The 25,920-nt window shown below is 65.8% G+C and carries 19 protein-coding genes; 5 read left to right on the top strand and 14 right to left on the bottom strand.

Annotation, left to right across the window (positions count from 1 at the left end; translation table 11 throughout):
• The first annotated feature begins 128 nt into the window (after positions 1-128).
• From accD to ABIB80_RS03900, 3 genes are all read left to right on the top strand, one after another.
• On the top strand, positions 129-1,070 hold the full coding sequence (gene accD, locus ABIB80_RS03910) for an acetyl-CoA carboxylase, carboxyltransferase subunit beta (protein WP_007598402.1): 942 nt from the start codon (positions 129-131) through the stop codon (positions 1,068-1,070).
• Positions 1,067-2,410 carry a bifunctional folylpolyglutamate synthase/dihydrofolate synthase gene (locus ABIB80_RS03905; RefSeq protein ID WP_007598401.1) on the top strand — a complete coding sequence of 448 codons (1,344 nt, stop codon included), beginning with the start codon at positions 1,067-1,069 and terminating at the stop codon, positions 2,408-2,410. The genes accD and ABIB80_RS03905 overlap by 4 nt, the downstream gene beginning before the upstream one ends.
• Positions 2,411-2,512: 102 nt before the next feature.
• Positions 2,513-3,253: a metallophosphoesterase family protein gene (locus tag ABIB80_RS03900; protein WP_007598400.1), complete on the top strand. Its 741-nt coding sequence runs from the start codon at positions 2,513-2,515 to the stop codon at positions 3,251-3,253.
• 101 nt (positions 3,254-3,354) lie between these two features.
• Here ABIB80_RS03900 and ABIB80_RS03895 read toward each other — a convergent pair whose 3' ends face one another.
• From ABIB80_RS03895 to ubiE, 12 genes are all read right to left on the bottom strand, one after another.
• The gene (locus tag ABIB80_RS03895; RefSeq protein ID WP_007598399.1) at positions 3,355-4,368 is read right to left on the bottom strand and encodes an ATP-dependent DNA ligase; all 1,014 of its coding nucleotides are present in this window, start codon (positions 4,366-4,368) and stop codon (positions 3,355-3,357) included.
• 145 nt (positions 4,369-4,513) lie between these two features.
• The gene (gene trxA, locus ABIB80_RS03890) at positions 4,514-4,834 is read right to left on the bottom strand and encodes a thioredoxin (protein ID WP_007598398.1); all 321 of its coding nucleotides are present in this window, start codon (positions 4,832-4,834) and stop codon (positions 4,514-4,516) included.
• Between the two features lie 63 nt (positions 4,835-4,897).
• Positions 4,898-8,407 carry a double-strand break repair helicase AddA gene (gene addA, locus ABIB80_RS03885; RefSeq protein ID WP_007598397.1) on the bottom strand — a complete coding sequence of 1,170 codons (3,510 nt, stop codon included), beginning with the start codon at positions 8,405-8,407 and terminating at the stop codon, positions 4,898-4,900.
• Positions 8,401-11,547 (bottom strand): double-strand break repair protein AddB, encoded by a 3,147-nt coding sequence (addB, locus tag ABIB80_RS03880; RefSeq protein WP_354127082.1) that lies wholly within the window; start codon positions 11,545-11,547, stop codon positions 8,401-8,403. Before addB ends, addA begins: the two co-directional genes overlap by 7 nt.
• A gap of 219 nt (positions 11,548-11,766) precedes the next feature.
• Positions 11,767-12,489 carry a nucleotidyltransferase family protein gene (locus ABIB80_RS03875; RefSeq protein ID WP_007598395.1) on the bottom strand — a complete coding sequence of 241 codons (723 nt, stop codon included), beginning with the start codon at positions 12,487-12,489 and terminating at the stop codon, positions 11,767-11,769.
• 124 nt (positions 12,490-12,613) lie between these two features.
• Positions 12,614-12,931, bottom strand: coding sequence for a PilZ domain-containing protein (locus tag ABIB80_RS03870; RefSeq protein ID WP_007598394.1), 318 nt, complete (start codon positions 12,929-12,931; stop codon positions 12,614-12,616).
• Between the two features lie 129 nt (positions 12,932-13,060).
• Positions 13,061-14,593, bottom strand: coding sequence for a bifunctional tRNA (adenosine(37)-N6)-threonylcarbamoyltransferase complex ATPase subunit type 1 TsaE/phosphotransferase (locus tag ABIB80_RS03865; RefSeq protein WP_007598393.1), 1,533 nt, complete (start codon positions 14,591-14,593; stop codon positions 13,061-13,063).
• Positions 14,590-17,094, bottom strand: coding sequence for a sensor histidine kinase (locus ABIB80_RS03860; protein WP_007598392.1), 2,505 nt, complete (start codon positions 17,092-17,094; stop codon positions 14,590-14,592). The genes ABIB80_RS03865 and ABIB80_RS03860 overlap by 4 nt, the downstream gene beginning before the upstream one ends.
• Positions 17,095-17,470: 376 nt before the next feature.
• Complete coding sequence (dut, locus tag ABIB80_RS03855) at positions 17,471-17,929, bottom strand: dUTP diphosphatase (protein WP_007598390.1); 459 nt, start codon at positions 17,927-17,929, stop codon at positions 17,471-17,473.
• A complete protein-coding gene (gene coaBC, locus ABIB80_RS03850; protein ID WP_007598388.1) occupies positions 17,926-19,389 on the bottom strand; it encodes a bifunctional phosphopantothenoylcysteine decarboxylase/phosphopantothenate--cysteine ligase CoaBC in 1,464 nt (487 codons plus the stop codon). Before coaBC ends, dut begins: the two co-directional genes overlap by 4 nt.
• Positions 19,390-19,445: 56 nt before the next feature.
• Entirely contained in the window at positions 19,446-21,020 is a 1,575-nt protein-coding gene (gene ubiB / locus ABIB80_RS03845; RefSeq protein WP_007598375.1) for a 2-polyprenylphenol 6-hydroxylase, read from the bottom strand.
• Positions 21,017-21,778 carry a bifunctional demethylmenaquinone methyltransferase/2-methoxy-6-polyprenyl-1,4-benzoquinol methylase UbiE gene (gene ubiE, locus ABIB80_RS03840; protein ID WP_007598374.1) on the bottom strand — a complete coding sequence of 254 codons (762 nt, stop codon included), beginning with the start codon at positions 21,776-21,778 and terminating at the stop codon, positions 21,017-21,019. The genes ubiB and ubiE overlap by 4 nt, the downstream gene beginning before the upstream one ends.
• A gap of 81 nt (positions 21,779-21,859) precedes the next feature.
• On the opposite strand from ubiE, the gene mutM reads away from it, so the two are divergent.
• Together mutM and ABIB80_RS03830 are read left to right on the top strand one after the other, a co-directional pair.
• Entirely contained in the window at positions 21,860-22,741 is an 882-nt protein-coding gene (mutM, locus tag ABIB80_RS03835; protein ID WP_007598373.1) for a bifunctional DNA-formamidopyrimidine glycosylase/DNA-(apurinic or apyrimidinic site) lyase, read from the top strand.
• 6 nt (positions 22,742-22,747) lie between these two features.
• Entirely contained in the window at positions 22,748-23,317 is a 570-nt protein-coding gene (locus ABIB80_RS03830; RefSeq protein ID WP_007598372.1) for a GNAT family N-acetyltransferase, read from the top strand.
• A 191-nt stretch (positions 23,318-23,508) separates the two neighbouring features.
• Here ABIB80_RS03830 and ABIB80_RS03825 read toward each other — a convergent pair whose 3' ends face one another.
• Complete coding sequence (locus ABIB80_RS03825) at positions 23,509-24,252, bottom strand: nucleotide-binding protein (RefSeq protein WP_007598370.1); 744 nt, start codon at positions 24,250-24,252, stop codon at positions 23,509-23,511.
• 280 nt (positions 24,253-24,532) lie between these two features.
• A complete protein-coding gene (locus tag ABIB80_RS03820) occupies positions 24,533-25,891 on the bottom strand; it encodes a serine protease (protein WP_354127081.1) in 1,359 nt (452 codons plus the stop codon).
• Between the last annotated feature and the right edge of the window lie 29 nt (positions 25,892-25,920).

The following is a 25,920-nucleotide window of genomic DNA, read 5'->3' as shown; positions in this document are numbered from 1 at the left end:
TCGCTGCCAAGTCCGGCGAGCAAGTCCGACGAGCAAGGCCGACGATATGGCGGCTTGCCGGGCCGGGTCCCGGCCGCCATATATCTCTTCAGGCGGTCCCCAGGCGGGATCGCACATCGGAGCAAACCATGAACTGGCTTACCAATGTGGTCCGGCCGAAGATCCGCAACATGCTGCGGCGGGAGACGCCGGAGAATCTGTGGATCAAGTGCCCGGATTCCGGACAGCTCGTGTTCTACAAGGACGTCGAGGCCAACCAGTTCGTCATCCCCGGCTCGAACTATCATATGCGCATGAACGCGGTGGCGCGTCTGAAGTCGATTTTCGACAACGAGACCTGGTACGACGTCGCGCTGCCTGACGTCACGCCCGATCCGCTCAAGTTCCGTGACGAGAAGAAGTACGTGGATCGCATCAAGGATGCGCGCGCGCGAACCAACCTCAACGACGCGATCAAGGTCGGCTACGGCAAACTCGAAGGTGCCGCCGTCGTCGTCGCCGTGCAGGATTTCGACTTCATGGGCGGCTCGCTCGGCATGGCCGCGGGCGAAGCCATCGTGCGCGGGCTCGAGCTTGCGGTCGAGAAGAAATCACCCTTCATCGTGTTCGCCGCCAGTGGTGGCGCGCGCATGCAGGAAGGCATCCTGTCACTGATGCAGATGCCGCGCACCACGGTCGCGGTGCAGATGCTGCGTGAAGCGAAACAGCCCTACATCGTCGTGCTGACCAACCCGACCACCGGCGGCGTCACCGCGTCTTACGCGATGCTCGGCGACGTGCAGATCGCCGAGCCCGGTGCGCTGATCGGTTTTGCCGGCGCGCGCGTGATCGAGCAGACCATTCGCGAAAAACTTCCCGAGGGTTTTCAGCGCGCCGAATATCTCAAGGAGCACGGCATGGTCGACATGGTCGTGCATCGCCACGAATTGCGCCCGACCCTGGCGCGGCTCTGCCGTCTGTTGACCAGGGCGCCGGCGCTGGAGAGTGGATCCAAACCGGTGCAGCCGGTCGTGAGCCCGGCGCAGATCGTATCGGCTCCCGAAACGGCGCCGGCCGCGCCGCACGCGTGAACGCTTCCTCTGACAGCGCAAAGCCGCCGCTCGGCGAATTGATCGGGCGGCTGTCGGCCCTGCATCAGAAACGCATCGATCTCGGGCTGGATCGGATGCACCGCCTGCTCGAGCGGCTCGGTCACCCCGAGCGCAAGCTGCCGCCGGTGATCCACATCGCCGGTACCAACGGCAAGGGCTCGACGCTGGCTTATCTGCGCGCGACGCTGGAAGCCGCAGGCCTGCGCGTCCACGCCTACACATCGCCCTATCTCGTTCGCATCAACGAATGTTTCCGGCTCGGCCGCGTCGGCGGCGGCGTGCTGGTCGATGACGACGAGTTGCGCGCGGCACTGGAAGAGGTCGAGCGTGTCAATGCCGGTGAGCCGGCCACCCTGTTCGAGCTCAAGACGGCGGCTGCATTTCACCTGTTCGCGCAGAACCCGGCCGATGTGGTTCTGCTGGAGGTCGGCCTTGGGGGCCGGCTTGATTCAACCAATGTGGTTGACGCGCCGGCGGCCTGCGTGATCACGCCTATCAGCATGGACCACATGGATTTCCTCGGCGATACTTTGACGTCGATCGCCGGCGAAAAGGCTGCAATCATCAAGCAGGGCGTGCCCGTGGTGTGCGCCGAGCAGCCGGGTGAGGCGATGGCCGTGATCGAGGCGCAGGCCAAGCGCATGCGGGCGCCGTTGTTTGCCGCGGGCGAGAGCTGGCATGTCAACGTCGAGCACGGGCGCCTGGTTTATTCCGACGAGCGCGGCTTGATGGATCTCACAGCGCCGCGCCTGTTCGGTCGCCACCAGTTCGACAATGCCGGTCTCGCCATCGCAACGCTGCGGGCCACCAACGCCTTCAAGATCAACCAAGCGGCGTTCGAGGCCGGGATCGTCGGTGCGGAATGGCCGGCACGGATGCAGCGCATCGCTTCGGGCGAGTTGCTCGCTCTCGGCCCGCAGGGCTCGGAGATCTGGCTCGACGGCGGCCACAATGCGGAAGGCGGCCGCGTTGCGGCGGCCGCGCTCGGCGATCTCGAAGAGCGGGTGTCGCGGCCGCTGGTCGTGATCGCCGGCATGATGGCCAACAAGGACGCGCAGGCTTTTCTCGCCAATTTCGCCGGTTTGACCCGTCACATCATCGCGGTGCCGATTCCCGACACCGACAACGCGATGCCGGTCGACCGCCTCACGGATGCCGCCCGCAGCCTCGGCATGCGCGTCGAGCCCGCGCCCGGCGTCGAGGCCGCACTGCGCGCCTTGGCGAAGCTCGCCTACGAAGTGCCGCCGCGCATCCTGATCACCGGCTCGCTCTATCTCGCCGGCCACGTGCTCGCCATCAACGGCACGCCTCCTGCATAGAGGTTGGGTAGCCCGGATGGAGCGAAGCGCAATCCGGGATTGTACCAAAAGCGACAAAGGCCCCGGATTACGCTTCACTCCATCCGGGCTACAGGAAGACCCATGCGTTTTGCAGCGATTGCCGACGTCCACGGAAATTACCTCGCGCTGGAAGCTGTGCTCGCCGACATCCGCGCGCAAGGCGTCTCCGACATCGTCAATCTCGGCGACATGCTGAGCGGTCCGCTCGATGCCGGCCGGACCATCGAAATCCTGATGCAGCTCGATGCCGTGCACGTGCTCGGCAATCACGACCGCTATCTGCTCGACCGTCCTCCGGAGAAGATGGGTTCGTGGGATCGTCCGGCCCATGCAGCGCTCGACGCCGCGCAACTCGACTGGCTGCGTGCCCAGCCGATGACGCGCGTCTTTCGCGAGCAGGTGTTCCTCTGCCACGCGACGCCCGACAGTGACGAAGTCTATTGGCTCGATACCGTGCATCCCGACGGCGCGGTGGCGCTGTCGCCGCTCGATCGCATCGAGCAATTTGCGCAAGGCATCACGCAATCGCTGATCCTGTGCGCCCACACCCATCTCGCCCGTGCCGTGCGACTTCGAGATGGAAGGCTGATCGTCAATCCCGGCAGCGTCGGCAGCCCCGGCTATCGCGACAAGCATCCGTTCCCGCATGTCGTGGAGGCCGGTACGCCGCACGCGCGTTACGCGATCCTCGAGCTGGCCGATGGTGCCTGGCAGGTCACGTTCCACCATGTCGTCTACGATCATGAGGCGATGGCCGCGCTTGCTCGCCGCAACGGCCAGCCGGAGCTGGCGAACGCGCTGGCGACGGGATGGATTGCCTAGCGCCGTCGCCTCGTAGCCTGGATGGAGCGAAGCGCAATCCAGGAATCGTGCCACAAATGACGACGGCCCCGGATTACGCTGCGCTCCATCCGGGCTACCGGTTACGGCTGTTTCAACAGCTTCATCGGATCGGCCACCTTCTGCTTCAGCTGCTCGAAGCTGCATTGCCGCGGGGCCTTGTCGGGACGCCAGCGCAGAATCGAGGTGCCGTGGCGAAAGCGCTCGCCGCTGAAATGGTCGTAGCAAACCTCGATCACCAACTTCGGCTTGAGCGGACACCACTTGGCCGAGCGCTCGGTGGACCAGCGGCTCGGCCCGCCCGGCGCGTTGCCGGTGAAGCCCGGCTCGCCGATCAGCGCCTCCAGCCGATCGGTCAGACCGGGCTTGTCCGTCGCCTTGATCGCCGAGGTGAAGCCGACATGATGCAGGAGACCTTCGTCGTCATAGAGTCCGAGTAGCAGCGATCCCACCACCTTCCGGCCGGCGATCTTGTTGGTGGCATAGCGGAAGCCGCCGACCACGCAATCGGCGCTGCGGAATTTCTTGATCTTCTGCATGCCGTCGCGATTTCCCGCCTGGTAGGGCAGGTCGATGCGCTTGGCGATGACGCCGTCCGAGCCGCCGCCGGATTGCGCCAGCCATTTCCTCGCAATGGCGTAGCTCGTGGTCGCCGGTGAGAGGCGGAAGATGCTGCCTTTCAGATGGGCCTTGGCAAACGCTTCCAGCGCCGGCCGTCGTTCGCTCAGCGGCTGCTCGGCAAGTTGTTTCTCCCGGGCCGTCGCAAGCAGATCGAAAGCGAGATAGAGCGCCGGCGTCTCCTCCGTGAGCTTCTTCACGCGGCTCGCCGCAGGGTGAATGCGTTGCAGGAGCGCGTCGAAGGAAAATCCCTTGCCGTGCGGCACGACGATCTCGCCGTCGAGCGTGAAGCGATCCGCCTTCAGCTTCAGCGCCGCGGCGACGATCTCAGGGAAATAGCGCGCGAGGTCTTCACCGGATTTCGAGCGCAGATCAATGCTGCCGCCGTTGCGCGACAGCAGGCAGCGGAAGCCATCCCATTTCGGCTCGTATTGCCACTCCTTGCCGCGCGGGATCTCGTCGACCGAGCGCGCCTCCATCGCCACGAGGGACGTCGATTTTCGCGCGCACTTTGCGGGAGGAGGAGGCAACAGGCGGGACTCATCATACGCTGGACATGTCCCATCAACGCAAAACGGCCGGCTTTCGCCGGCCGTTTCCAAAAATATTCTTGTGCGAGCCGGATCAGACCGCGGAAGTGATCCACTGCTGCAGCTTCGCCTTCGGCGCCGCGCCGACCTGGCGGGAGGCCATCTCGCCGCCCTTGAAGATCATCAGGGTCGGGATCGACATCACGCCATATTTCGACGCGGTCTTCGGGCTCTCGTCGACGTTGAGCTTCACGATCTTGACTTTGTCGCCCATCGCGCCGGCGATCTCGTCGAGCGCGGGTGCGATCATGCGGCAGGGGCCGCACCATTCGGCCCAGAAATCGACGACCACGGGGCCGTTTGCCTTGAGCACTTCGGCTTCGAAATCGGTGTCAGAAACCTTACCAACGGCCATGGGAGTACCTCGTACCTGAGAGAAGGGCGCGACGGGAATCGCGCCCGAGATCATGGCGTCAACCTATGAATGGCTCCTTGCCGGGTCAAGGACGCTCACACCGAGATGAAGAGATGCCAGCGCCGCGTCCAGCGCGGGAGCCGAAATCTCCATATATTCAAGGGCCTCGGTCCAGAGCAGGACGGCGCGGATCGGCTTTTGGGGATAAAGCCTCGATAGCACCGCCCGGTACAGCGCCAGCTGCCGGACATAGGCGGCGGGCGCCGCATGGGCGCTCTTGGAAGCCGCCTGATTGGTCTTGAAATCGACGATCAAGACCTCATCCGGCCGAACGACCAGCCGGTCGATCTGGCCGGACACCAGCGCGGGAGCGTGGCCCGGCCGTTCCAGCCTGCCGACAATCGCGACCTCCGCCCGGCTGCCGGCGGCAAACACGGGGGCAAACCGTGGTTCGGCGATCAAGGCGAGCACCTTGTCGGCCAGCGCGGCCCGGTCGGCCTCCGCCCAGTCCGCGGCATTGCGCGCCATGAAGCCGAGCGCGGCCTCGCGCCGACGCTCGGTGGGGATGTCGGGGAGCGATTGCAGCAGCCGGTGCACCAGCGTGCCGCGTTGCAGCGCGAGCGCGCGGGACTGCACTGATTCGCCCGACAGCACGGTGCGGCCTTCCCCGGACGGCTGGCCGGAGGGGCGCACCGGATCGTCTTCGATGGTCTCGGGCGGTACCGGCGTCCGCAGCCAGACCGGGAGCGCGGTCGTCTGGTCCAACGAGATCGCGGGCGTGCCCAGCGCCACGACATCCTCCGGTCGGGAGAAGCGCGTTACCTTTCCCAGCGGCGTCTCGATCGTCTCTTTCGCCAGGCCCGAGCCGGCGAGCCCGGTGTCGACCAGATCGTACCAGCTCAGCTTGCGGACCGTCTTCATGTTGCCGGGCATGCAGCCGCCGACGATGAGCCGGTCGGCGGCGCGCGTCATCGCGACGTAGAGCAGGCGGCGGTATTCGTCCTCGGTCTCCTCGAGCATCGCCTTGCGGGCGTCGGCGACGGGCTTGGGATCGTCCGCCTTGCGTCCGGCCCAGACCACCACCTCGCCGCCATTGCCGCGCGGGACCTGGATCAGCCGGAGCCGCTGCGAATCCGCGGGCGACGATGTGGTGTCGACCATGAACACGACCGAGGCCTCCAGGCCCTTGGCGCCGTGCACGGTCATCACCCGCACCTCGTCGCGCGAGATCTCCATGTCGCGCTTCACCTCAGTATCGGCCGAGCGCAGCCAGGCCATGAAACCCTGCAGCGAGGCCGGCGCCTTGCGCTCGTAATTCAGCGCCAGCTCCAGGAACTCATCGAGCGCGTCATTGGCCTCATGGCCGAGCCGGCGCAGCATGCGCGCGCGTCCGCCGTCGCCCCCGAGCAACCAGGCGTAAAAGGCGAACGGCGTCTCCTCGCGGGCTCGGGTTTCGCAGGCTTCGAGGCGTCGCAACGCCGCAGTGAATGTCTCGCTTGTCGGGGCATGTTCGCCGAGCGCGCGGCGCAGCGATCCCTTGCGGTCATGGGCCAGCTGGAACAGATCGTCGTCATCGAGCCCGAACAGCGGGCTCTTCAGCGCCACCGCGAGCGCGAGATCGTCCTGCGGCAGCAGCAGCGCGTCCGCAAGATTCATTAGGTCGATGATTCCGATGTGCTCAGTGAGCTTGAGCCGATCGGCGCCGGCGACCGGAACGTTGGCGTGCTTCAGCGCCTGGATCACTGCATCGAACGCGTTGCCGCGGCGGCGCACCAGGATCAGCATGTCGCCATAACGCAGGGGACGCCGCTCGCCCTCGTGGCCCGTCAGCGTGCCGCTCTCGACCAGCCGCTTGATCTCGGTCTGGATCCGGCGCGCGAGCTTCACCTCTGGGCTGGTGGCGGCGACGCCGTCGAACGGCGCGCGCCAGCCCTCGATCTCCTGCCTGTCGTCGGCTTCCGCAAGGTCCCAGAGCTCGATCACGCTGGGACCTGCATCGCCGAGAGCGTTGTGCAGGGGATGACCGGTCTCGAGCGAATGGATGCTCTTGTAGATCGCGGGCTCGCGGAAGACGTGGTCCACCGAATGCAGGATCGCGGCGCCGGAGCGGAACGAATAGGTGAAGGCGACCGGATCGAATTTCAGTCCGGCCGCCGTGAACTTGCGGTGCAGCTCGCGTCGGCGTGCGTCGAACTCCCGGGGCTGAGCACCCTGAAAGGAGAAAATCGACTGCTTCTCGTCGCCGACAGCGAAGACGGTGCGATTCAGGCCTTCGCGCGCACCTTCGCCGGCGGTGAATTCCGAGATGATGTGCGCGACGATGTCCCATTGCCGCGGGCTGGTGTCCTGGGCTTCGTCGATCAGCACGTGATCGACGCCGCGGTCGAGCTTGTAATGCACCCAGCCCGAGGAAACGCGGTCGAGCATCGCCAGCGTCTTGTCGATCAAATCGTCATAGTCGAGCAGGCCGCGCTCCTGCTTCTCGCGACGGTAGTTTGCGGCGGCGGCGGTTGCGATATGCAGCAGGGCCGCGCTGCGGTCGCGCATGGTCACCGCGCGGCGCTTCTCGATCAATCCTGCCAGGCGTTGCGCCTCGTTCTCGAACAGGCGGGCGACGGATGGTTTCTGCTCGCCGAACTTCTTGGTCAGCACCGCCTTGCGCGGCAGCTTTTCGTCGGTCAGGAAGACGCAGAGATAGGCATCGACCTGCGCGGCACCGGAAAACGCCTTTGCTTCGCGGAGCCGGCTGGCCTGGTCGTTGTCGGACTTGCTGCCGTCTTCCAGCGCGAAGGCGATGTCGTCCCAGCGCGATCGCGGCAGATACGGGCCGTCGAGAATCTCCGTCTCGACATCCTCGATGCGGTCGTTTGCGTCCACGCCCAGCACGGCCGCCATCTGCGCAGCAGCGGCCTCGGCGTTGCCGGCCTCATCGGTCCAGGCCATGAAGTGGTCGCGGCTGAGACATGCCTCGCGCACGACCTCCTTGAAGGTGACGTCGGCGGCGCTCGCCATCGCGGTCTGCAGCGCGCGGCCGGTGATGCTTTCAGGGTCGCGCGCGGCCTCCAGCAGCACCTTCAGATTGGCGCGCTCCATCATGTCGGTCTGGTCGCGCTCGTCGATCACGGCAAAGCGCGCGGGGACATTGGCCTCGAACGGAAACTGCTGGAGCAGGCGCGTGCACAGCGCGTGGATGGTCTGCACCTTCAACCCGCCCGGCGTCTCCAGCGCGCAGGCGAACAGCTTGCGCGCTTCGCGCCGCAGTTTTCGGTCCGGATGGGGAATGCCGACGTCACGGATCGCCGCATCGAGCGCGGTGTCGTCGAGCGTCACCCAATGCCCGAGCGTGGTGAACACGCGCTCGGCCATGTTGGCGGCAGCCGCCTTGGTGAAGGTGATGCAGAGGATCTTTTCCGGCGGCACGCCCGAGAGCAGCAGGCGGATCACGCGCTGCACCAGCACATGCGTTTTGCCCGAGCCGGCATTGGCCGACACGAAGGCCGACGCGGTCGGATCCGATGCGCGCGCCTGTCGCGCGCGCAACTCATCCGGGATGGGGCGCGGTGCCTTCACCATTCCTCGATCCCCAATCCACCGGCCGCGGACCATTCCTTGATCCGGGCGAGATCGTCATAGGCGCCGTAGCGGTTGGTCCACATCGGCAGGTTCAAGGAGGTATAGGGCTGGTTCTCGTCGTCGAAGGCGCGAATCAGCGCCTCGAGCTTGGCCCTGGCCTCAGCAGCCGCGGTGTCCGGCGGCTGCGGCTCGTCGCCTTGCCTATACTTGAGCTCGAGAACGCGCTCCTCGCCCGGCGGATTGTTGCCGCTCAGGCGAACATAGACGAGCTGGCTCACGGACGCACCAGCATCGATGTCGGGAAAACCGCCCTCGCGCAGGATCGCGGCTTCCAGCGTGAGCTGCGGCGACAGGCCCATGCGGACCTGCTTGCCGGTCGGTGGCTGGCCGGTCTTGTAGTCGAGGATAGCGTAGCCGCCGCCTTGGCGCCGTTCGATGCGGTCGGCGCGAGCGGAGAGACGGAAGCTGCGCCCATGGTCGAGCGGGATCGAGATTTCGCCGCGGGTTTCCGCGGTGATCACCTCGATCGCGCCGCGCCGCGCCGTCTCCCATTCGCCGAACCAGCGCGCGATGCGCTGGAAGCGCGGCCACCACAGCGCCCGCGCCTCGGGTCGCTCCATCAATGGCGCAAAGTATTTTTCGCCGATCGCGCGCAGCACGCGTGAGGGATCATCTGGCAGATCGGTGGCGTAGCGTTCCGTGAACTCGCCGAGCGCATCATGGATTGCCGAGCCGCGGTCGGCGGCCGACAGCGGCATGTCGACGGGATCGAGCGCGTCGAGCCGCAAAATGTGTTTTGCGTAGATCGTATAGGGATCGCGCAGCCAGTCCTCGATCCCGGTCACAGACATCCTGAGCGGCCGGGTCGCGCGGGGCGGTCGCGGCTCGGGCTGCTTGATCGGTCTCACCTCGTCGGGCTGGTCCAGCGCGGCTGCGAACCGCACGTATTTCTCGCCCGCGCGAATCGCGGCCTTCCAGTGCGCATCGCCCGCGACCGCCTCTAACCGATGCAGGAAGCGCGAGGCGACCGCCGGCGCACCGCCGGCCTTGGCGGAGTGGGTGAGGATGACCTCGTCGCCACCGAGCAGTTGCGCAAAATCGTGGGCGGAGAGGCCGATGCGGCGTTCCGGCAGATCGAGGCCGAGCTGGTGCCGCATCGGTCGGCTCAGCCACGGATCGATCCGCGGCGCCGGTGGCCAGACCCCCTCGATCAGGCCGCCAACGATGATGCGGTCGGCCTGCATCAGGCGCGATTCCAGCGGGCCGTAGATCTGCAAGCGCGCGCCCGGCCTGTCCCGCCGCCGCACCGCGCGATCGCTGAACGCGGTCTGGAAGACGTCTGCGTAGTCGGGCAGCGTGACCATCAATCCGCTGGTCGTGCCGCCGCGCAGGAGATCGTCGAAGGCGCTCGCGAGCGCGAGGCCTTCGCGCTCCTCGAACGCCAGCGGGATGCCCTGCTCGTCGCGCGACAGCTCGATCATGATCTCGCGATGCCGATGCGCGAGTTCGGCGAAGTCATATGGTCTTGATGATGCAAGACTCTCGATCGGCGCCAAGGCTTGTCGTAAGCCATCGATCAGCACCTGAATGCGATCGAGGTCTTCGGCCTTGAGACGTGCACGCGGCTCGGCCTTGTGCAGCGCGGAGACCTCGCTGCGCCACAGCTTTGCCAGTTCCTCGCGAAAGCGATTGAATTCGCGCAACAGGCCGGCGGTGCCCGCGGGCGGGCGCGTGCCGCGCAACAAAGCGAGCTCCAGGTCTTCGATCGCCGCCTTCCATGCACCAGACGCCCGGCCGATCCGGCATAGCGGATGCTTCAGCATCGCCAGCAGCGTCGGCGGCTCCAATCCCTTGGTCGCAGCCTCCGCTGTCAGTCGCGCAAAGACGCCGGCGGCGGTTTCCATCAGGACATCGCCGCCGGAATCATCGAATGCGAGATCCCATCGTGTCAGCGCAGCCATCACCCGCCGCGCCAGCGCGCGATCGGGCGTGACCAGCGCCGCGGATTTGTCGAGGTGCCGCGCCTCGCGCATCGCGATGGCGATGGCGAGCGCTTCCATTTCCGGGTTGGGGGCTTCGACAACCGCGAGGTTCTTCATGCCGCCGGTGATCTTCGCGGCCACATCCGGCTGCTTCAGCCGGTCGTGCCATATCTCGGTCTTGGCCGAGGGCCGCATCGATTCCGACGCCAGCAGATCGCGACCGCCTTCCGCCGGTGGCTGGAGACTATCGACGTCGCTGCGCTTGATGCCAAACCGATCCAGCAGCGCGTGCATGGCATATTGCGGATGGTTCGAGACCGGGTGCTCAGCGAACTTGCCGAGCGAATCGCGTACGCCGCCGATGCTGCGCCATGCATCGTCGTCGAGATCAGTGTCGAGGCCGGGCAGCACCACGGCGCCATGCGGCAGCGAGGCGACTGCATGGAGAAATCTTGCCGTGGCCGGCATCGAGCCGGTCGAACCGGCCGCGATCACGGGGCCTTGGTGATGCGCGATCAGCCGCTTGGCTTCGGCATCGATCAGGAGGTCGCGGCGGGCAGCGGGCTCGATGCGTTTGATTTCGGCGAGATGACCCGGCCAAGCGATGCGCGCGATACGCAAAAATTCAAGCGAGTGCTGCCAGTACCGGTCGAGCATATCAGGTACGAGGCCATCGAGCGCGCTCCAGTCGACGCCGCGCGTGACCATGTCGTCGATCAGACGCGCGAGATCGGAAGCCAGCGCCAGCGTCGAGGCGGGGCCCCCGACGACCAGCGGAGACAGCACCGGGCCCTTGGCCCAGGCCGCGACGAGCTGCGCCAGTGTCAGCCGCCGTTCGAGCTCGCCGAGCCGCGGCGGAATGTCGAGCGGCGTTGCGCCGGAAAACTGTTCGCCCTCATCGGCGAAAGCGAGCTCATCCTCGTCGATGTCGCCGAGCGCGACGATGCGCGGCAGCACGACCGCATCCGCCTTCATCTCGTCGAGGAAGATCTCGCGGACGACGCGCATGGCGCGCCGTGTCGGCAGGTACAGCGTGGCGTCCGCCAGCCGCGCCGGTTCCTTGCGCGCCTCAAAGCCCTCGACCAGCCGGCCGTCGAGCAGGCTGGAGACGACGGTGCGCAGGAACGGAACTGAGATGGGAACGCTGAAAACGCGCATGAGCTGCCTGATTCGGGAATCAGGCGCCAATATAGGGAGGCGGACTCAAATGGATATGGGTGGAGGGAGATAGTCCCCGCTGTTCGCCGGACCAGAACAGGTGCCGTAGGGTGGGCAAAGGCGCAACGCGCCGTGCCCACCATGTTTCCGCGAATTTCAGCTTAGATGGTGGGCACGCTTCGCTTTGCCCACCCTACGGCACCGTGCGCGAGAGCGGCCCTACGCCACGCTCTCCAGAAACGCCTCTTCGGCCGCGTGGACGGCATCAGGCGTGCCGACATGCATCCAGACGCCGTCGAGGCGAAGGCCGAACAGCCGCTCCTGCTCGTTGGCACGGTCGAACATCTTGGTCAGCGAGAACTCGCCCGTGGGGGCATCGGCGAAGATCGACGGCGACAGGATCGCCGCGCCGGCATAGACGAACGGAACGACCTCTTTTTCCTTGCGCTTGCGCAGGGCGCCGTCCGCCAGCATGCCGTAATCGCCGCGGCCGCTATAGCCGATGCTGGTCGCCGTCGGCGCCATCAGCAGCAAAATGTCCATGCGCTCAGGGTCGAAGTTTTCGGCGAGCCGCGTCAGGTTCGAGCGCACGCCGTCGATCCACAGCGTGTCGGAATTGACGTGAAAGAACGGTGCGTCCCCGAGCAGCGGCAGTGCCTTGACCACGCCGCCACCGGTGCCGAGCACCTGGTTGCGCTCGTCCGAGATGGTCACGCGCGGATGCTGGCGGGATGCGGTGTGATCGATGATCTGGTCCGGCAGATAGTGCACGTTGACCACCGCCTCGCTCACTCCGGCGTGGGCGAGCTTGTCGAGCACGTGGTCGAGCAGCGGCTGGCCGGCCACCGGAACCATCGGTTTCGGCATCTTGTCCGTCAACGGACGCATGCGCAGGCCGAACCCTGCGGCGAGCACCATGGCTTTGGTCGGTTTGACGGACATCCTTCGCTTTCTCAGACCTACTGATTTCGCGTTCGCAGCAATCCTAACACGAGGTTCGACTGACCGCACCGCGTCTTAATCGCCTTAACCACCTGCCGTGACGCTTGTACGACGGGTGTTGCCGTTACGCCCCGATGGATGTGGAACGCGTCTTTTTCTTCTTGTCGCCGAGCTTGAGAAAGTTGACGCCGATCTGGTCGCCATTGACCCAGGCGAGCTCGCAGCGTCGGTACGCAAGTCCGGTGGACGACAGCAGCAGAAAAAATTCCTTCAGATGCAGGCCTTCGACCGAGCCGTCGATGGTCAGCTTGGCGCCGCTGTCGGACACGTCCTCCATGGTGCAGTCGCGGCGCCAGGTGCCGTCGATACCCATCATCTGGGCCGCGATCCCGCGTTCGAAAACAACCCGGCTGTTGCCGCGCTGGTCCGTCTTCACCGCCATCTGCCCTGCTCCAGCCCCGTAATCATCCGGCTGCCTCGCCGCTAGATTACCGGTGTCTTGGCTAACAGCCGGTAAATCGGGCCCCGAATCAGCCTTTTCCGCCCCTGCTAGCCTTTTCAGCCTTGGGCCTCAGCCTTGGGCCGGCCTTTGGGGTGGCGGGACATTGGCGAGATACCAGTCGCGCAGATGGGCGAGCGCGGGATGCGCCAGCGAGCGCTGGAGATAGGTCCAGATCCGCGGCTGGTGACGCAGATAATGCGGCTTGCCGTCGCGGCGGTTGAGGCGGGCGAAGGTGCCGAGCAGACGCGTGTTCCGCTGCGCCGACATGATGGCGTAGAGCTCCGCGAAGCCGGCCGCGTCGAAGCTCGCGGCGCTGGCGCGGCGCGCCTTGATGTAGCGCGACAGCAGCGTCAGTTCGATCGCCTCGGGCACATCGATGCGGGCGTCCTGGAGCAGCGACACCACGTCGTAGGATTGCGGCCCCAGCACGGTGTCCTGGAAATCGATCACGCCGACGCGTTCGATGCCGGTGCGATTCCCGAGCCAGATCAGGTTCGGCGAGTGATAGTCGCGGATGATCCACGTCTTCGGCGAGGACTGCGGCTTCTGCAGCAGCTCGCGCCACATCGCGAAAAATTCGGCGCGCTTCCCGTCGTCCAGCGGCGCGTTGCGATCGGGCAGGTACCATTCCGGCATCAACCCAATTTCGGTCAGCAGTGCCTCGGTATCGAAGACGGGAATGGCGTAGGTCTGCCCCCCGAGCGGCAGCGTCTCCGGCAGCGTCTTGCCGTGCAGCACGGCTAGCAAATCGACGGCGGCTTCGTAGCGTTCGGTGATCGGGCGGGGCGGATCGCCCTCAATCACGCCTTCGCTGCCGAAGTCTTCGCTGATCAGGAATCCGTGGTCGAGGTCGGAATGATGGATCGCGGGCGCGGAGATTCCCTGCGCGCGCAGGCCCTCATCGATGGCGACGAAGGGTTTGATGTTTTCGGCGAGATGCACCGCGGCGCTGTAGGATTTTCCGTTGTACATCGCAGCGCCATCCGGGCGCTGCGGCGAGTTCATGAGGATGACGATCTCGTCGTCGCGCAGCAGCCGCGCATAGGAGCGCGTCGAGGCGTCGCCTGCCATCCGCTTGCGCGTTGCCTCCATGTAGCCGGATGCATCGAGGAATTCTCGCAGCGCCTTTAGCCGCGCGACGATGGCGGCAGCCTTGCCATGGCCGGTGATGTCGGCGGCGCGTGCGTTCGAGCCCAGTGCCGGCCGGTGCGTCAGCGCGATGTCGATGCGGTCTTGAGGCATCGCCGAGGGCGCGCGCTCCGGCCATTCGATCAGGACGAGGGTTGCTTCCGGCAGCGGCGACAGCCCGATCTCTTCGAGCTCGCTCTCGTCCTCGACGCGGTAGAGGTCGGCATGCATCACCGGGAATGGCGGCAGCTCGTAGCCCTGCACCAGCGTGAAGGTCGGGCTCGGCACTTCCAGTGCATCGTCGCCGGCGAGGTAGCGGATCATGGCCCGCGCCGCCGCGGTCTTGCCGGCCCCGAGATCGCCGGTGAGCGTGATGACGTCGCCGGGGCCGACCAGCAGCGCGAGGTCGGCCATCAGTTGCGCAGTGGCCGTCTCGTTGTGGAGCGCGACGCAGAATGTGGCTGGCGCAGTCATTCGGCGGCGTCGCGATGCGCCGCCTGGTCGGTCGGGAAATCACAGATCACGACCGTGCCCCTGCCCACGATCGAATCGACCCGGATGTTGCCGCCATGCAGCTCGACGAAGGAGCGCACCAGCGACAGGCCGAGCCCGGCGCCGCGATGACGCGAGCCCTGCGAGCGGCTCTCGAACCAGTTGAACACCTTGTCCTTCATGTCGGCAGGTATTCCAGGCCCGGAATCTGTCACCGTGAAGACCACACTGCGTTCGGTGCGGCGGGCGCTGATGCCGACGGTGGAATCCGGTGGAGAAAACCCGACGGCATTGGCAAGGAGGTTATAGAGCACCTGCACCACGCGCTTCTCGTCGCCGGTGAAGCTGCCGACATCGGGCGCGATCTCGACCTTGAGGCGGATGCGGTCGGTGGCGAGCCGGTCCTGGAGACCCTCGGCGGCAAGCTCGATGGTCTTGCTGACGTCGACCGGGCCGAGTTCCAGCTTCATGGCACCGGCGTCGATGGTGGCGAGATCCAGGATGTTGTTGGTCAGCGCCAGGAGCGCATTGGTCGATTTGGTGACGTAGTCGAGATATTCGGCCTGTTTCGGCGTCAGCGGCCCGGTCGAGGGATCGCTGAGGAAATGCGCGAAGCCGATGATGGTGGTGAGCGGCGAGCGCAGCTCGTAGGAGACATGGTGGACGAAATCCACCTTCATCTGGTCGGCGGCCTCCAGCGCCTCGTTGCGCTCGCGCAGCGCGCGCTCGACGTTCTCGGTGTCGGTGATGTCCTGGAACGTCAGCATCGTTGCGCCGTCGTGCAGGGGCCGGATCATGCCGTCGAGCACGCTGCCGTCCTTGCGCTCCAGCTTCAGCGGAACGTCGGCGCGGCTCTCGATCGAGGTGACAGCCTCGCGGATCTGGCGCCAGACGATCGCGTCGTCGAACAGCTGATGGCACCAGCCCTCGACCGTCTGGATGTGCGGCTCGTCGCGCATGGCGTCAGCGGACAGCTTCCACATCCGGACGAAGGCCGGGTTGAACAGCTGCGCCTTGCCGTTGCTGCCGAACACCGCGACGCCCTCGGCGAGGCTGTCCAGCGTCTCGCGCTGGACCCGGATCATGCCGTCGAAGCGGCGGGCGAGCTCGAGGCTCTCGGTGACGTCGTCGAACAGATAAGTGACGCCGCCTTCGGGGTTCGGCGTGGTGACGACGGAGAGCGCGCGGCCGTCGGGCAGGTACCAGGTGTCCTTGGCAGCCTCGACCGCCCGATAGGCCTCGTGCAGCTTCGCCTTCCAGGCGCGGAAGTCCGGCTGCTCCGGCAATTTGCGCGCGGCGCGGAGCTTGTCGAGCACGCTGGAATCGTCAGGGTTGGCGTCGAGAAAGCTGCGGTCGAGGTCCCACAGCTGACGGTAGGAATCATTGTAGAAGGCCAGTCGGCGCTGGCCGTCGAACACGGCAACGCCGGAGGAGAGCTGGTCGAGCGTGCGGCGATGCGCTTCCGCCATCCGCACCAGCGCCGAGCTCAAGGCATCCGCTTCGCTGGCATCAATGGCAACGCCGACATTGCCGCCGCCGACATTGACGGCGCGCACGTCGTAGATGCGCCGCTCGCCGCCGATCACGATCGGCAGGCGCGAGGTGAAATTGGCCGTTTCCTTCAGCCCCCGCTCCATCGCGGTGCGGTCGGCGCTGTCGAGCAGCTCGAGCTTGCGCTCCTGGGCGTCGGTGATGCTGGCCGCCTCGGTCGCACGGACATAGGCGGGGTTGGCGTAAGCCAGCGCGCCGTTCTCGCCCTTGGCCCAGATCGGCCAGGGTGCGGCGGTCGCGAAGCCGCGCAGCATTTCCGTCTCGTCGGAGAGGGCCTTGTAACGCAGATTGGTCTCGGCCAGATCGCGGCGGAGCCCTGAGAGCTCGCGAATCCTGACGATGGCCTGGCCGCCGATGGCGCGGCCGATAGCCTCCAGCGTGTGGCCATGCGCGGTGGTGAGCGTCAGCTGGAACCCGTCGCCGCGGTCGCGCAGCGCATCGACGGCGTGATCCATCCGGAGCGCCGGTTCCGGCGGCAACCAGGTTCCAAACGCGAGCACGCGCTGTGGAGAGGAGTCGCGCGGCAGCACCATGGAGATGTCACCGGAGATCTGCGCGCGATTGTCGCCGGCCGGCCAGGAGATCAGGATCTGCGGCTCGGCGAACAGCAGTGCGCCGAAGCGGTCGGCCTGGAGCTGGAGTTCCCCGATCCGGGCGCGCAGCCGCGCCTCATTCTTCGCCGTGCGCACGCGCGTGCGCATCAGGAGGATCGCGGCGACCACCGAGAAGCCGAGCAAGGCCAGCGCGGTGGCCAGCACCGCGAGCTCCTGCCGGTTGAAATCCAGCAATGCTGAGAGTGTGTCGACGAGGTCGGCGGCCTCAGCCGGCGCAGCCGGCAGCAGCGCTGCGAGAGCGCTTCCCAACAAGCCGTTGCGCACGAGCGATGTGCACGACAGCAGCGTCCGACGCATCGACACGATCACGCCTGACATAGTTGCCCCAAGATCGCACGAATTTGCGCGCGGCGACCCCCGTCGCGCGCGAATCAAACGACAATACCCTCACCGTGACTCCACCGGTAAGAGTCCAGACCGTGAACGCAACGGCGACCCCAAAAAAATGCGGGGCGCGGTGTTCCAATTCACGTAGTTCCTCGGGTGATTCGAGTGGAATTGCCGTGTGATCGCGCGTCATGCGGAGCTTACCGCGAAGCCGGTGCGTTCCCTCCCCCGCTCGCGGGGGAGGGTTGGGGAGAGGGTATCTCGGCAACGGGACAATCCCCCAGAGGATAGAACCCTCACCCGCGCCTTCGGCGCGACCTCTCCCGCAAGCAAGCGGGAGAGGTGCACACCCAACGCTCACCCCGTCTTAGCGGCCGGTCGAGCCGAATCCGCCGGCACCGCGGTCGGTCGCGGACAGGGTCGCCACGGGAACCAGCGCGGCCTGCACCATTGGCGCGATCACCATCTGTGCGATGCGCTCGCCGCGCTTGACCACGAAGGCGGTCTGGCCGTGATTGATCAGGATCACCTTGATCTCGCCGCGATAGTCCGCGTCGATCGTGCCCGGTGAGTTCAGCACGGTGACGCCGTGCTTGGCGGCAAGGCCCGAACGCGGCCGCACCTGCGCCTCGTACCCGGGCGGCAACGCTATCGCGAGGCCCGTCGGCACCAGCGCATATTGGCCGGGCGCAAGCGTCAGCGGCTCGTTCTCGGCCACCGCCGCCATCAGATCGAGACCGGCGGCATCATTGGTCTGATAGGCCGGCAGCGGCAGCCCTTCCGCGTGGGACAGGCGTTGCAGTTCGACGGTGACTTTGGTGCTCAAGATGCGGGCTCCCGGGATTTGCCGGTCACGCTCTTTGCGATATGCGCGACCAGTTCAATGGCGACCTGTTCCTTGGTCATCGCCGGCCAGGAATCAACTGCAATCTCGCCATCCTTCTTATCGTTCTTCTCACCATTGTTACGGCTGATGAGGTGCACGGTGTTGCGGTCCCCGCCCATCACGCCGGTTGCGGGAGAGACGTCGTTGGCGACAATCCAATCGCAGCCCTTGCGGGCAAGCTTCGACTTCGCGTTGTCGATGAGGTGCTCGGTCTCGGCGGCAAAGCCGATCACCAGTGGCGGACGCTTGTCGGTCAGTTTCGAGATCGTCGCGAGGATATCGGGGTTCTCGACCAGCTGGAGCGGCGGCATGCCGGCCGAGGTCTTCTTCAGCTTCTGCTCGCCTTCATTGACGACCCGCCAGTCGGCGACTGCGGCGGCGAAGATCGCGATGTCAGCGGGAAGCGCGGCCTGCACCTGCTCCAGCATCTGCCGCGCCGATTCCACATGCTTGACCGTCACGCCCTGGGGATCGCTGAGATCGACCGGGCCGCTGACCAGGATCACCTCAGCGCCCGCGGCCTGTGCGGCGGCGGCGATCGCAAAACCCTGCTTGCCGGAGGATCGGTTGGCGATGTAGCGCACCGGGTCGATCGGCTCGTGGGTCGGGCCTGCGGTGATCAGCACGCGCTTGCCGGCGAGTGGGCGCGGCACCGGCGGCCGCAGCAGCCGCTCGGCGGCGGTCGCAATCTCGATCGCTTCGGACATGCGGCCGATGCCGGCTTCACCTGCTTCCGCCATCTCGCCGGAATTCGGCCCGATCAACATCACGCCGTCGCGTTGAAGCTGCGCGACATTGCGCCGCGTCGCCGCGTTGTTCCACATCAGCGGATTCATGGCCGGCGCGAGCAGGACCTTGCGGTTGGTCGCGAGCAGGATGGCGCTGGCGAGATCGTCGGCATGGCCGTTGGCCATCTTGGCCATCAAATCCGCGGTCGCAGGCGCCACCACGATCAGGTCGCACTCCCGCGCCAGCCGGATATGACCGGCGTCGAACTCGCTCTGGGCATCGAACAGGTCGGTGTAGACGCGCTCGTGCGAGAGCGCGCTCACGGCCAGCGCGGTGACGAATTGCTGCGCCGCCTTGGTCAGCACGCAGCGGACCTCGATCCGCCGCTCCTTGAGCCTTCGAATCAGGTCGAGCGATTTGTACGCCGCGATCCCGCCTCCGATGATCAGGGTGACGCTGGCTTCTGGAACGGCGCCGGTGCGTTGAGGAATCGGGGTGGTGAAGGCCGCGGGCGGCGCCGTGAACGGCGTCAGGGGCTCCTCACGGCCTTCGATCAGCTCTCCGAGGATGACCCGGACCTCTTCCTCGACCGACCTGCGGTTCTTGGCCGAGCGCAGCCTGAGGTAAGTTTTGATGCCTTCATCGAGCTTGCGAATGGTCAGGCTCGCCATGACGCCCCTCCAGCACAAATGATAGCGATGCTATCATTTGTGTGATTGCACTGCAATCAAAGATTCCGGACGGCGATCAGGATGCCGATGAAGGTCGCGGCAATGATCCAGAGCGCCACGGTGCGCCAACGGTTCTTGCGGCCCTCGCTGCGGCCCATCGCCGCGATGCTCTCCGGCGACAGCCGGATGCCCTCCCGGGTCATGGTCTCCAGCTGTTCGAGCACCGCAACCGAGCGCTCGGCGATGTCAGGCAGACGCATCAGGATGCGCGCGAGATCGCCGGTCCCGGAGATCGCGCCCTGGACCCGGCCGATCGGGCCGAGATTGCGCTCGATCCATTCCCGCACCACGGGGTCGGCGACCTTCCAGATGTCGAGCTTGGGATCGAAGCCGCGTGCCACGCCCTCGACCACCACCATGGTTTTCTGGAGCAGGATCAGCTCGGGCCGCGTGGTCATGTCGAACAGGCCGGTGACCTCGAGCAGCAGCGTCAGCAGCCGCGCCATCGAGATCTCTTCCGCCGTGCGGTTGTGAATGGGCTCGCCGATGGCGCGGATCGCTTGCGCGAAGTTCTCGACCGAGTGATGCGCGGGCACATAGCCCGCCTCGAAATGCACTTCCGCGACGCGACGATAGTCGCGGGTGATGAAGCCGAGCAGGATTTCGGCGAGGAAGCGCCGCTCCTTCATGCCGAGCCGGCCCATGATGCCGAAATCAACCGCGACGAGGCGACCCGCGTCATCCAGGAACAGATTGCCCGGGTGCATGTCGGCATGGAAGAAGCCGTCGCGCAGCGCGTGGCGCAGGAAGCTCTGAATCACCTTGCGGCCGAGATCGGGCAGGTCGACCTGCGATTCTGCCAGGCGCTTGTGATCGTTCAGCGCGATGCCGTCGATCCATTCCATCGTCAGCACGTTATGCGTGGTACGGTCCCAATCGACGGTCGGTACGCGGAAATCAGGATCGTCGCGCGTGTTCTCCGCCATTTCCGACAGCGCCGCGGCCTCGAGGCGCAGGTCCATCTCCATCGCGACCGAACGCGACATGGTGTTGATGACCTCGATGAGGCGCAGGCGCCGCGCCTCGGACGAATAGGATTCGGCCTTGTATGCGACGAAGAAGAAGTCGGAGAGGTCGCGGCGGAAGCGTGCGGCCACGTTGGGCCGCAGCACTTTCACGGCGACCGCCTTGCGGATGCCGTCGCGCAGGACTTCGCCGCGATGTACCTGTGCGATCGAGGCGGCTGCGACCGGCGCACTGAGGCTCGCGAACACATCGGTCAGCGGCCGTTCCAGCGAGGTCGCGATCACAGCTTCCGCTTCGGCTTGCGAGAACGGCGGCAGGCGGTCCTGAAGGCTTTCGAGGTCGCGCGCCATGATGACGCCGACGACGTCGGGGCGGGTCGCCAGAAATTGCCCAAGCTTGAGATAGGCCGGGCCCATCCGGGTCAGCGCACGCGACAGCCGCGGGCCGTGCTTCGGACCGCGCCGCTCGATGATGCGCGCAAGCTTCAGCGCGAGCTGCCCGGGCGGCGGCACCAGGCTCGGATCGACGGCGCCGAACACGCCCTCGCGCGCAAAGACGAACGCGGCGCGCATCAGGCGCGCACTATGGGTTATGGCAGAGATCACAAACGCCAGCCCGAATGCAGTGCGACGATGCCGCCGGACAATATCTGCCAGTTCACGCGGGCGAAGCCGGCGTCACGGATCATGTCGGCGAAGGCGTTGGGTCTTGGAAACTTGCGGATCGACTCGACCAGATATTGGTAGGACTCGGCGTCACCCGTGATCATGCGCCCGAGCGGCGGGATCACCTTGAACGAGAACAGGTCATAAAGGCGATCCAGCCCGGGCATCTCGACGGTGGAGAATTCCAGGCAGAGGAAGCGGCTGCCTGGCTTGAGCACGCGATAGGCTTCGGCCAACGCGAGATCGATCCGCGGCACATTGCGAATGCCGAAAGCGATCGTATATGCGTCGAAGCTGCGGTCGGCGAAAGCGAGCGCTTCGGCATTGCCTTCGACGAAATCGACCTGGGTCTCGAGATGCCGCTTGGCGGCGCGCTCGCGGCCTACCTCCAGCATCCCGGAATTGATGTCGCAGACGGTGGCATGGAAGCCGGGGCCTGCGGCGTTGGCGGCGCGGAAGGAGATGTCGCCGGTGCCGCCGGCGACGTCGAGCAGCGCGAACGGCCGGTCGCCTCGCGGCGGGTCGAGCGCGGTGATCATGATGTCCTTCCAGACCCGATGCAGGCCGCCGGACATCAAATCGTTCATCAAATCATAGCGCGACGCCACGCTGTGAAACACATCGTTCACCAGCGTCTGCTTGTCGCCCAGGGGCACGTCCCTGAAGCCAAAATGCGTGGTTTCGCCCGGCCGATCCATTACTCTACTCCACGAGGCGGACCATAGCGCGCCCGCCGCAATGGCGCTATCACACCGCCCTCATAAGGTGAATGCCTGACCATGCCCGAATTGCCCGAAGTCGAGACCGTCCGCCGCGGCCTTCAGCCTGTCATGGAGGGCGCAAAAATCCTGGTCGCGGAGGCCCGCAGGCCCGATTTGCGCTTTCCCTTCCAGCCGGATTTCGTGGCCCGACTGAAGGGGCAGGTCGTCACGGGGCTCGGCCGCCGTGCAAAATATCTCATGGCCGATCTCGCCTCCGGCGACGTGCTGTTGATGCATCTGGGCATGTCGGGCTCGTTTCGCGTCATCAAGCCGGACAACGAGGTAGCGCCCGGCGAGTTTCACTATCCGCGAGCCAAGGACTCCACGCACGATCACGTGCTGTTTCGGATGTCCTCCGGCGCCGACATCATCTTCAACGATCCGCGCCGCTTCGGTTACATGAAAGTGATCGCGCGCAGTGCGCTCGACGACGAGCCACTGCTGCGCGGGCTCGGCCCCGAGCCGCTCGGCAACGAATTCGACGCTGCGATGCTGGCGCGATCCTGCGCAGGCAAGACCACGAGCCTGAAAGCCGCGTTGCTCGATCAGCGCGTGGTCGCCGGGCTCGGTAATATCTATGTCTGCGAAGCCCTGCATCGCTCGCATCTGTCGCCGCGCCGGATCGCGGCGACACTCTCGACCAAGAAGGGCGAGACGACGGACCACGCAAAGCGATTGGTCGGCGCGATCCACACCGTGCTGAACGATGCGATCAAAGCCGGCGGATCGTCATTGCGCGACCACCGCCAGACCTCGGGCGAGCTCGGCTATTTCCAGCACTCGTTCAAGGTCTATGACCGCGAGGGCGAGAAATGCACCACGCCGCGATGCGGCGGCATCGTCAAGCGTTTCACGCAGAACGGCCGGTCGACCTTCTGGTGTCCGAAATGTCAAAAATAGCTGCTCATGCAGACGCCGCAACTTGAAACCGAACGGCTGATCCTGCGTCCGCTCGCGCTATCCGACGCGCCGGCGATCCAGCGCCATTTCGACAACTGGAATATCATTCGGCATCTCTCCACCGTCGTACCCTGGCCGTATCCAGCCGATGGCGCAGAAGCTTTCGTCCAGCTGCAGTTCGACAAGGTCTCAGCCGGAGAGGAGATTTATCTCTGGGTGCTGGTGCTGAAGGGCGGCGATGATGAGGCGATTGGAAACATTCATTTCCGGCCCCGTGCCGAAGGCCTGAAAGGCCATCGCGGCTTTTGGCTGGCCGAGCCTTACTGGCGCCGCGGGTTGATGACGGAAGCGGTCGCCGCGGTGAACGACTTCGCCTTCGTTACACTGGGCCTCGATCATTTCTACGTCTGCAACGCGGCCACCAACGAGGCCTCACGCCGGGTCAAGCAGAAGACCGGTGCAGAGTTCGTCGGCTTCGTCGAGCTCGCGCATCACGGCGGACGGTCGAAAGCAGAGAAATGGATCGTGCGGCGTGAAGCCTGGCTGCGCGATAAGGGCAATGTGCGGTTGGATTGAGCCAGAGGGGCGCGATGGTGCGATCCATCCAGGCTACGAAAGCGAATTCGTCGTGCTCGCAATGCCGATGGATGGAGTCCTCTCAAAAACGCGAAGCGAAGCAATCCGGCCGGGCTGGTGGCCGGATTGCTCCGTCGCTGGGGCCCTTCCGGATGGTGAAGGGCCGGCTGGCGTCTGAGCGATTGCCCCGCTCAGGACGCCAGTGTCGTGGTCTCGTCGGCCGCTAGCTCGGCGGCCACGTGCAACATTCCGTCCGCGGCCGCGATGACCTGGTCGATCAGGACATTGGTGGTGGCGGCGAGCTCGAGCCGGGTCTCGATCCAATGCCAGAGGCCGCGGATCTCCTCGGTCGACTTGCCGTTCGGCGCGAATTCGCTCACCGCAAGGCCGCTCGCGAGCGAGTCCTGGTGGTCGTTGCGCATCCCGATCAGCGGGCGCGCGAGCACCTCGGCGAGATCGAGCGCTGCTTCCTCGGCGAGGGTGTTGGCGGCATTGTCGATGCGCTGACCGCGGATCGGAGTCTGGTTCAGGACGAAGCTGTAAGGCCGCTTCCAGGCACGCGCGACGCTCAGCGTCGAAACGGTCGCCTCGATGTCGGCGACGCTCGGGCGGGCCGGGATCAGGCAGAGATCAGAATGGCGGATCGCGGCGGTGGTCGCGGCGCTGAGGCCGGCGGCGGTATCGACGATCGCGAGCTGGAGGCCGCTGTCGGCCAGCATCTTCAGGCGCGGCTCGATGTCGGCGGCGTGATAGATCGGCTCGACGACGAGATCGTCGGTGGTGCGGCGGCGCTGCCAGTTGGACAGTGTGCCCTGCGGGTCGGTTTCGATGAGGCGAACGGTGAAGCCGGCCTGCTTGGCTGCCAGCGCGAGGCCGATGGCGAGCGTGCTCTTGCCGCTGCCGCCCTTTTGGGTGGCCAGTACGATCGTGTGCATTGAAGGTCCTTTGGAGTGCTCGGGTCAGGGAAACGCCACGCGAACGTGCATCGATCTCGATGCTGAGCTCTTCTCGCTCAGGACGTGCCGGCCCGATCCAAAGGGGATCGCGGAGGTCCGAATCAGCAGTCACGATGATGGCGGAATCGGAAAAGCCAGCGAATCCGTACCATTACTGGACCCGTACTCGTACGTGTGCTGTGTGCGCTGACGAGTTGATCGCGTGCCCCGGACACAGCGCAGCGGCATCTCATGCCGCACCGCGCCCGTGACACGAGAGTTACTTGCGCACGCAGATCACGCGCACAACGGCGGCTGTCGCATCTGTGGAAGTGCCGTTCGCCGCGACACCATTCGCTTTCAGGAAATCACGCACCGTCTCCGCGGAGACCATCACCGCCTGCGATGCCGGCACCGCTGTCGCGGGTCCTGCGACCATCGCCGGCTTCAACAGTGCGATCCCTGCGAACTTGCCGTCGGTGTCGATGGCGGGGCTGCCGGAGAAGCCGACGGCCGGCGGCGGTGAGAGCGGGGAATCGCCGCCACCGACAGATGCCAGCGCGGCCTTGAGGCTTGACACACCGGCGGCTCCGCCCTGGCTCTGCGGATCAGCGATACCGATGACATCGATACTCGTCTTTGCCGCGCCGGCGGCGAGGCTGAAGGGCTTCAGGCCGCGGGCACCGTAGATATGCAGCAGCGCGAGGTCGTGTTCCCGGTCCTCGGCGAGCCGGTCGGCGCTGCCATAGCCGGCGATCGTGATCGCGAGACAGGAATCGGTGACGAGGCGGTCGGTGACGATCGCGCCATCGTCGCTGACGACGAGACCGGTGCCATACTCGACGGTCTTGCGCGGCGGCGGCCCGGCTTGCGGCCCTGACGGAAACGCGTTGAACGCGCTCGACATCGCGATCACGACCGGCTCGACCGTGTTCTCGGTCGCCTGATCGTAGAGGATCGTCATGATGCGGACTTCATCACCCCGAGAAGTGCCGCGCATGTAAAATTTCTTCAGGCCCTGCAGACCCGACAGCACGAAGAAGTCGGGCTTGACCACGGTGTAGTCGACCTTGCGACCCGGCTCCTTCTTCTCCGCTTCGGCAAGCTTGGCTGTGGTCGGGCTCGCCTCCTTGCGGCGGCTGAGCAGCACCTGCACCGTGCCATTGGGCGAGGTCCATTTCGAGCCGTTGGCGTCGGTCGCCTGCTGCGGCACCAGCTTTGAGGGAATGCCAAGCCGCGCGCCGCTGGTCATTTCCGTCACGATCTTCCAGCCGACGCTGTCCTGCTTCCGCCGCGCCGTCTCGGCGAGCGCGGCGCGTTCCTGCGGATTGAGTACGCCGGTCGGCTTGCCGCCCTTGGCCTTCTGATACTCTTTGATCGCCTCGACCAGGCGCGCGCTGACGTCACCGGTGATGGCGCCGTTGTACTGGCCGACCCAGGCGAGGTCGGACTGCAGCGACAGCCGCTCCGCCTGCGCCATGGCATCGGCCGTCGCAGCCGGCGTCTGCAATGCAGGAGGCCGGATCGGAACGGTCTGGACCGGCTTCGGCTTGGTGCCGGGCATCTGCGGTGTCGTCATCTGGGCGTTCGCGCCTGTCGCAGCCGCAAACATCAGTGTTGCCGCAAGCATCGATCTCATGACAAATCCAGCCAGCCCATTGAACGCAA

Origin of the sequence: Bradyrhizobium sp. i1.15.2, assembly GCF_040548425.1 — a bacterium.
Classification (GTDB): domain Bacteria; phylum Pseudomonadota; class Alphaproteobacteria; order Rhizobiales; family Xanthobacteraceae; genus Bradyrhizobium; species Bradyrhizobium canariense.
This window is presented reverse-complemented; position numbering and strand designations above follow the sequence as displayed.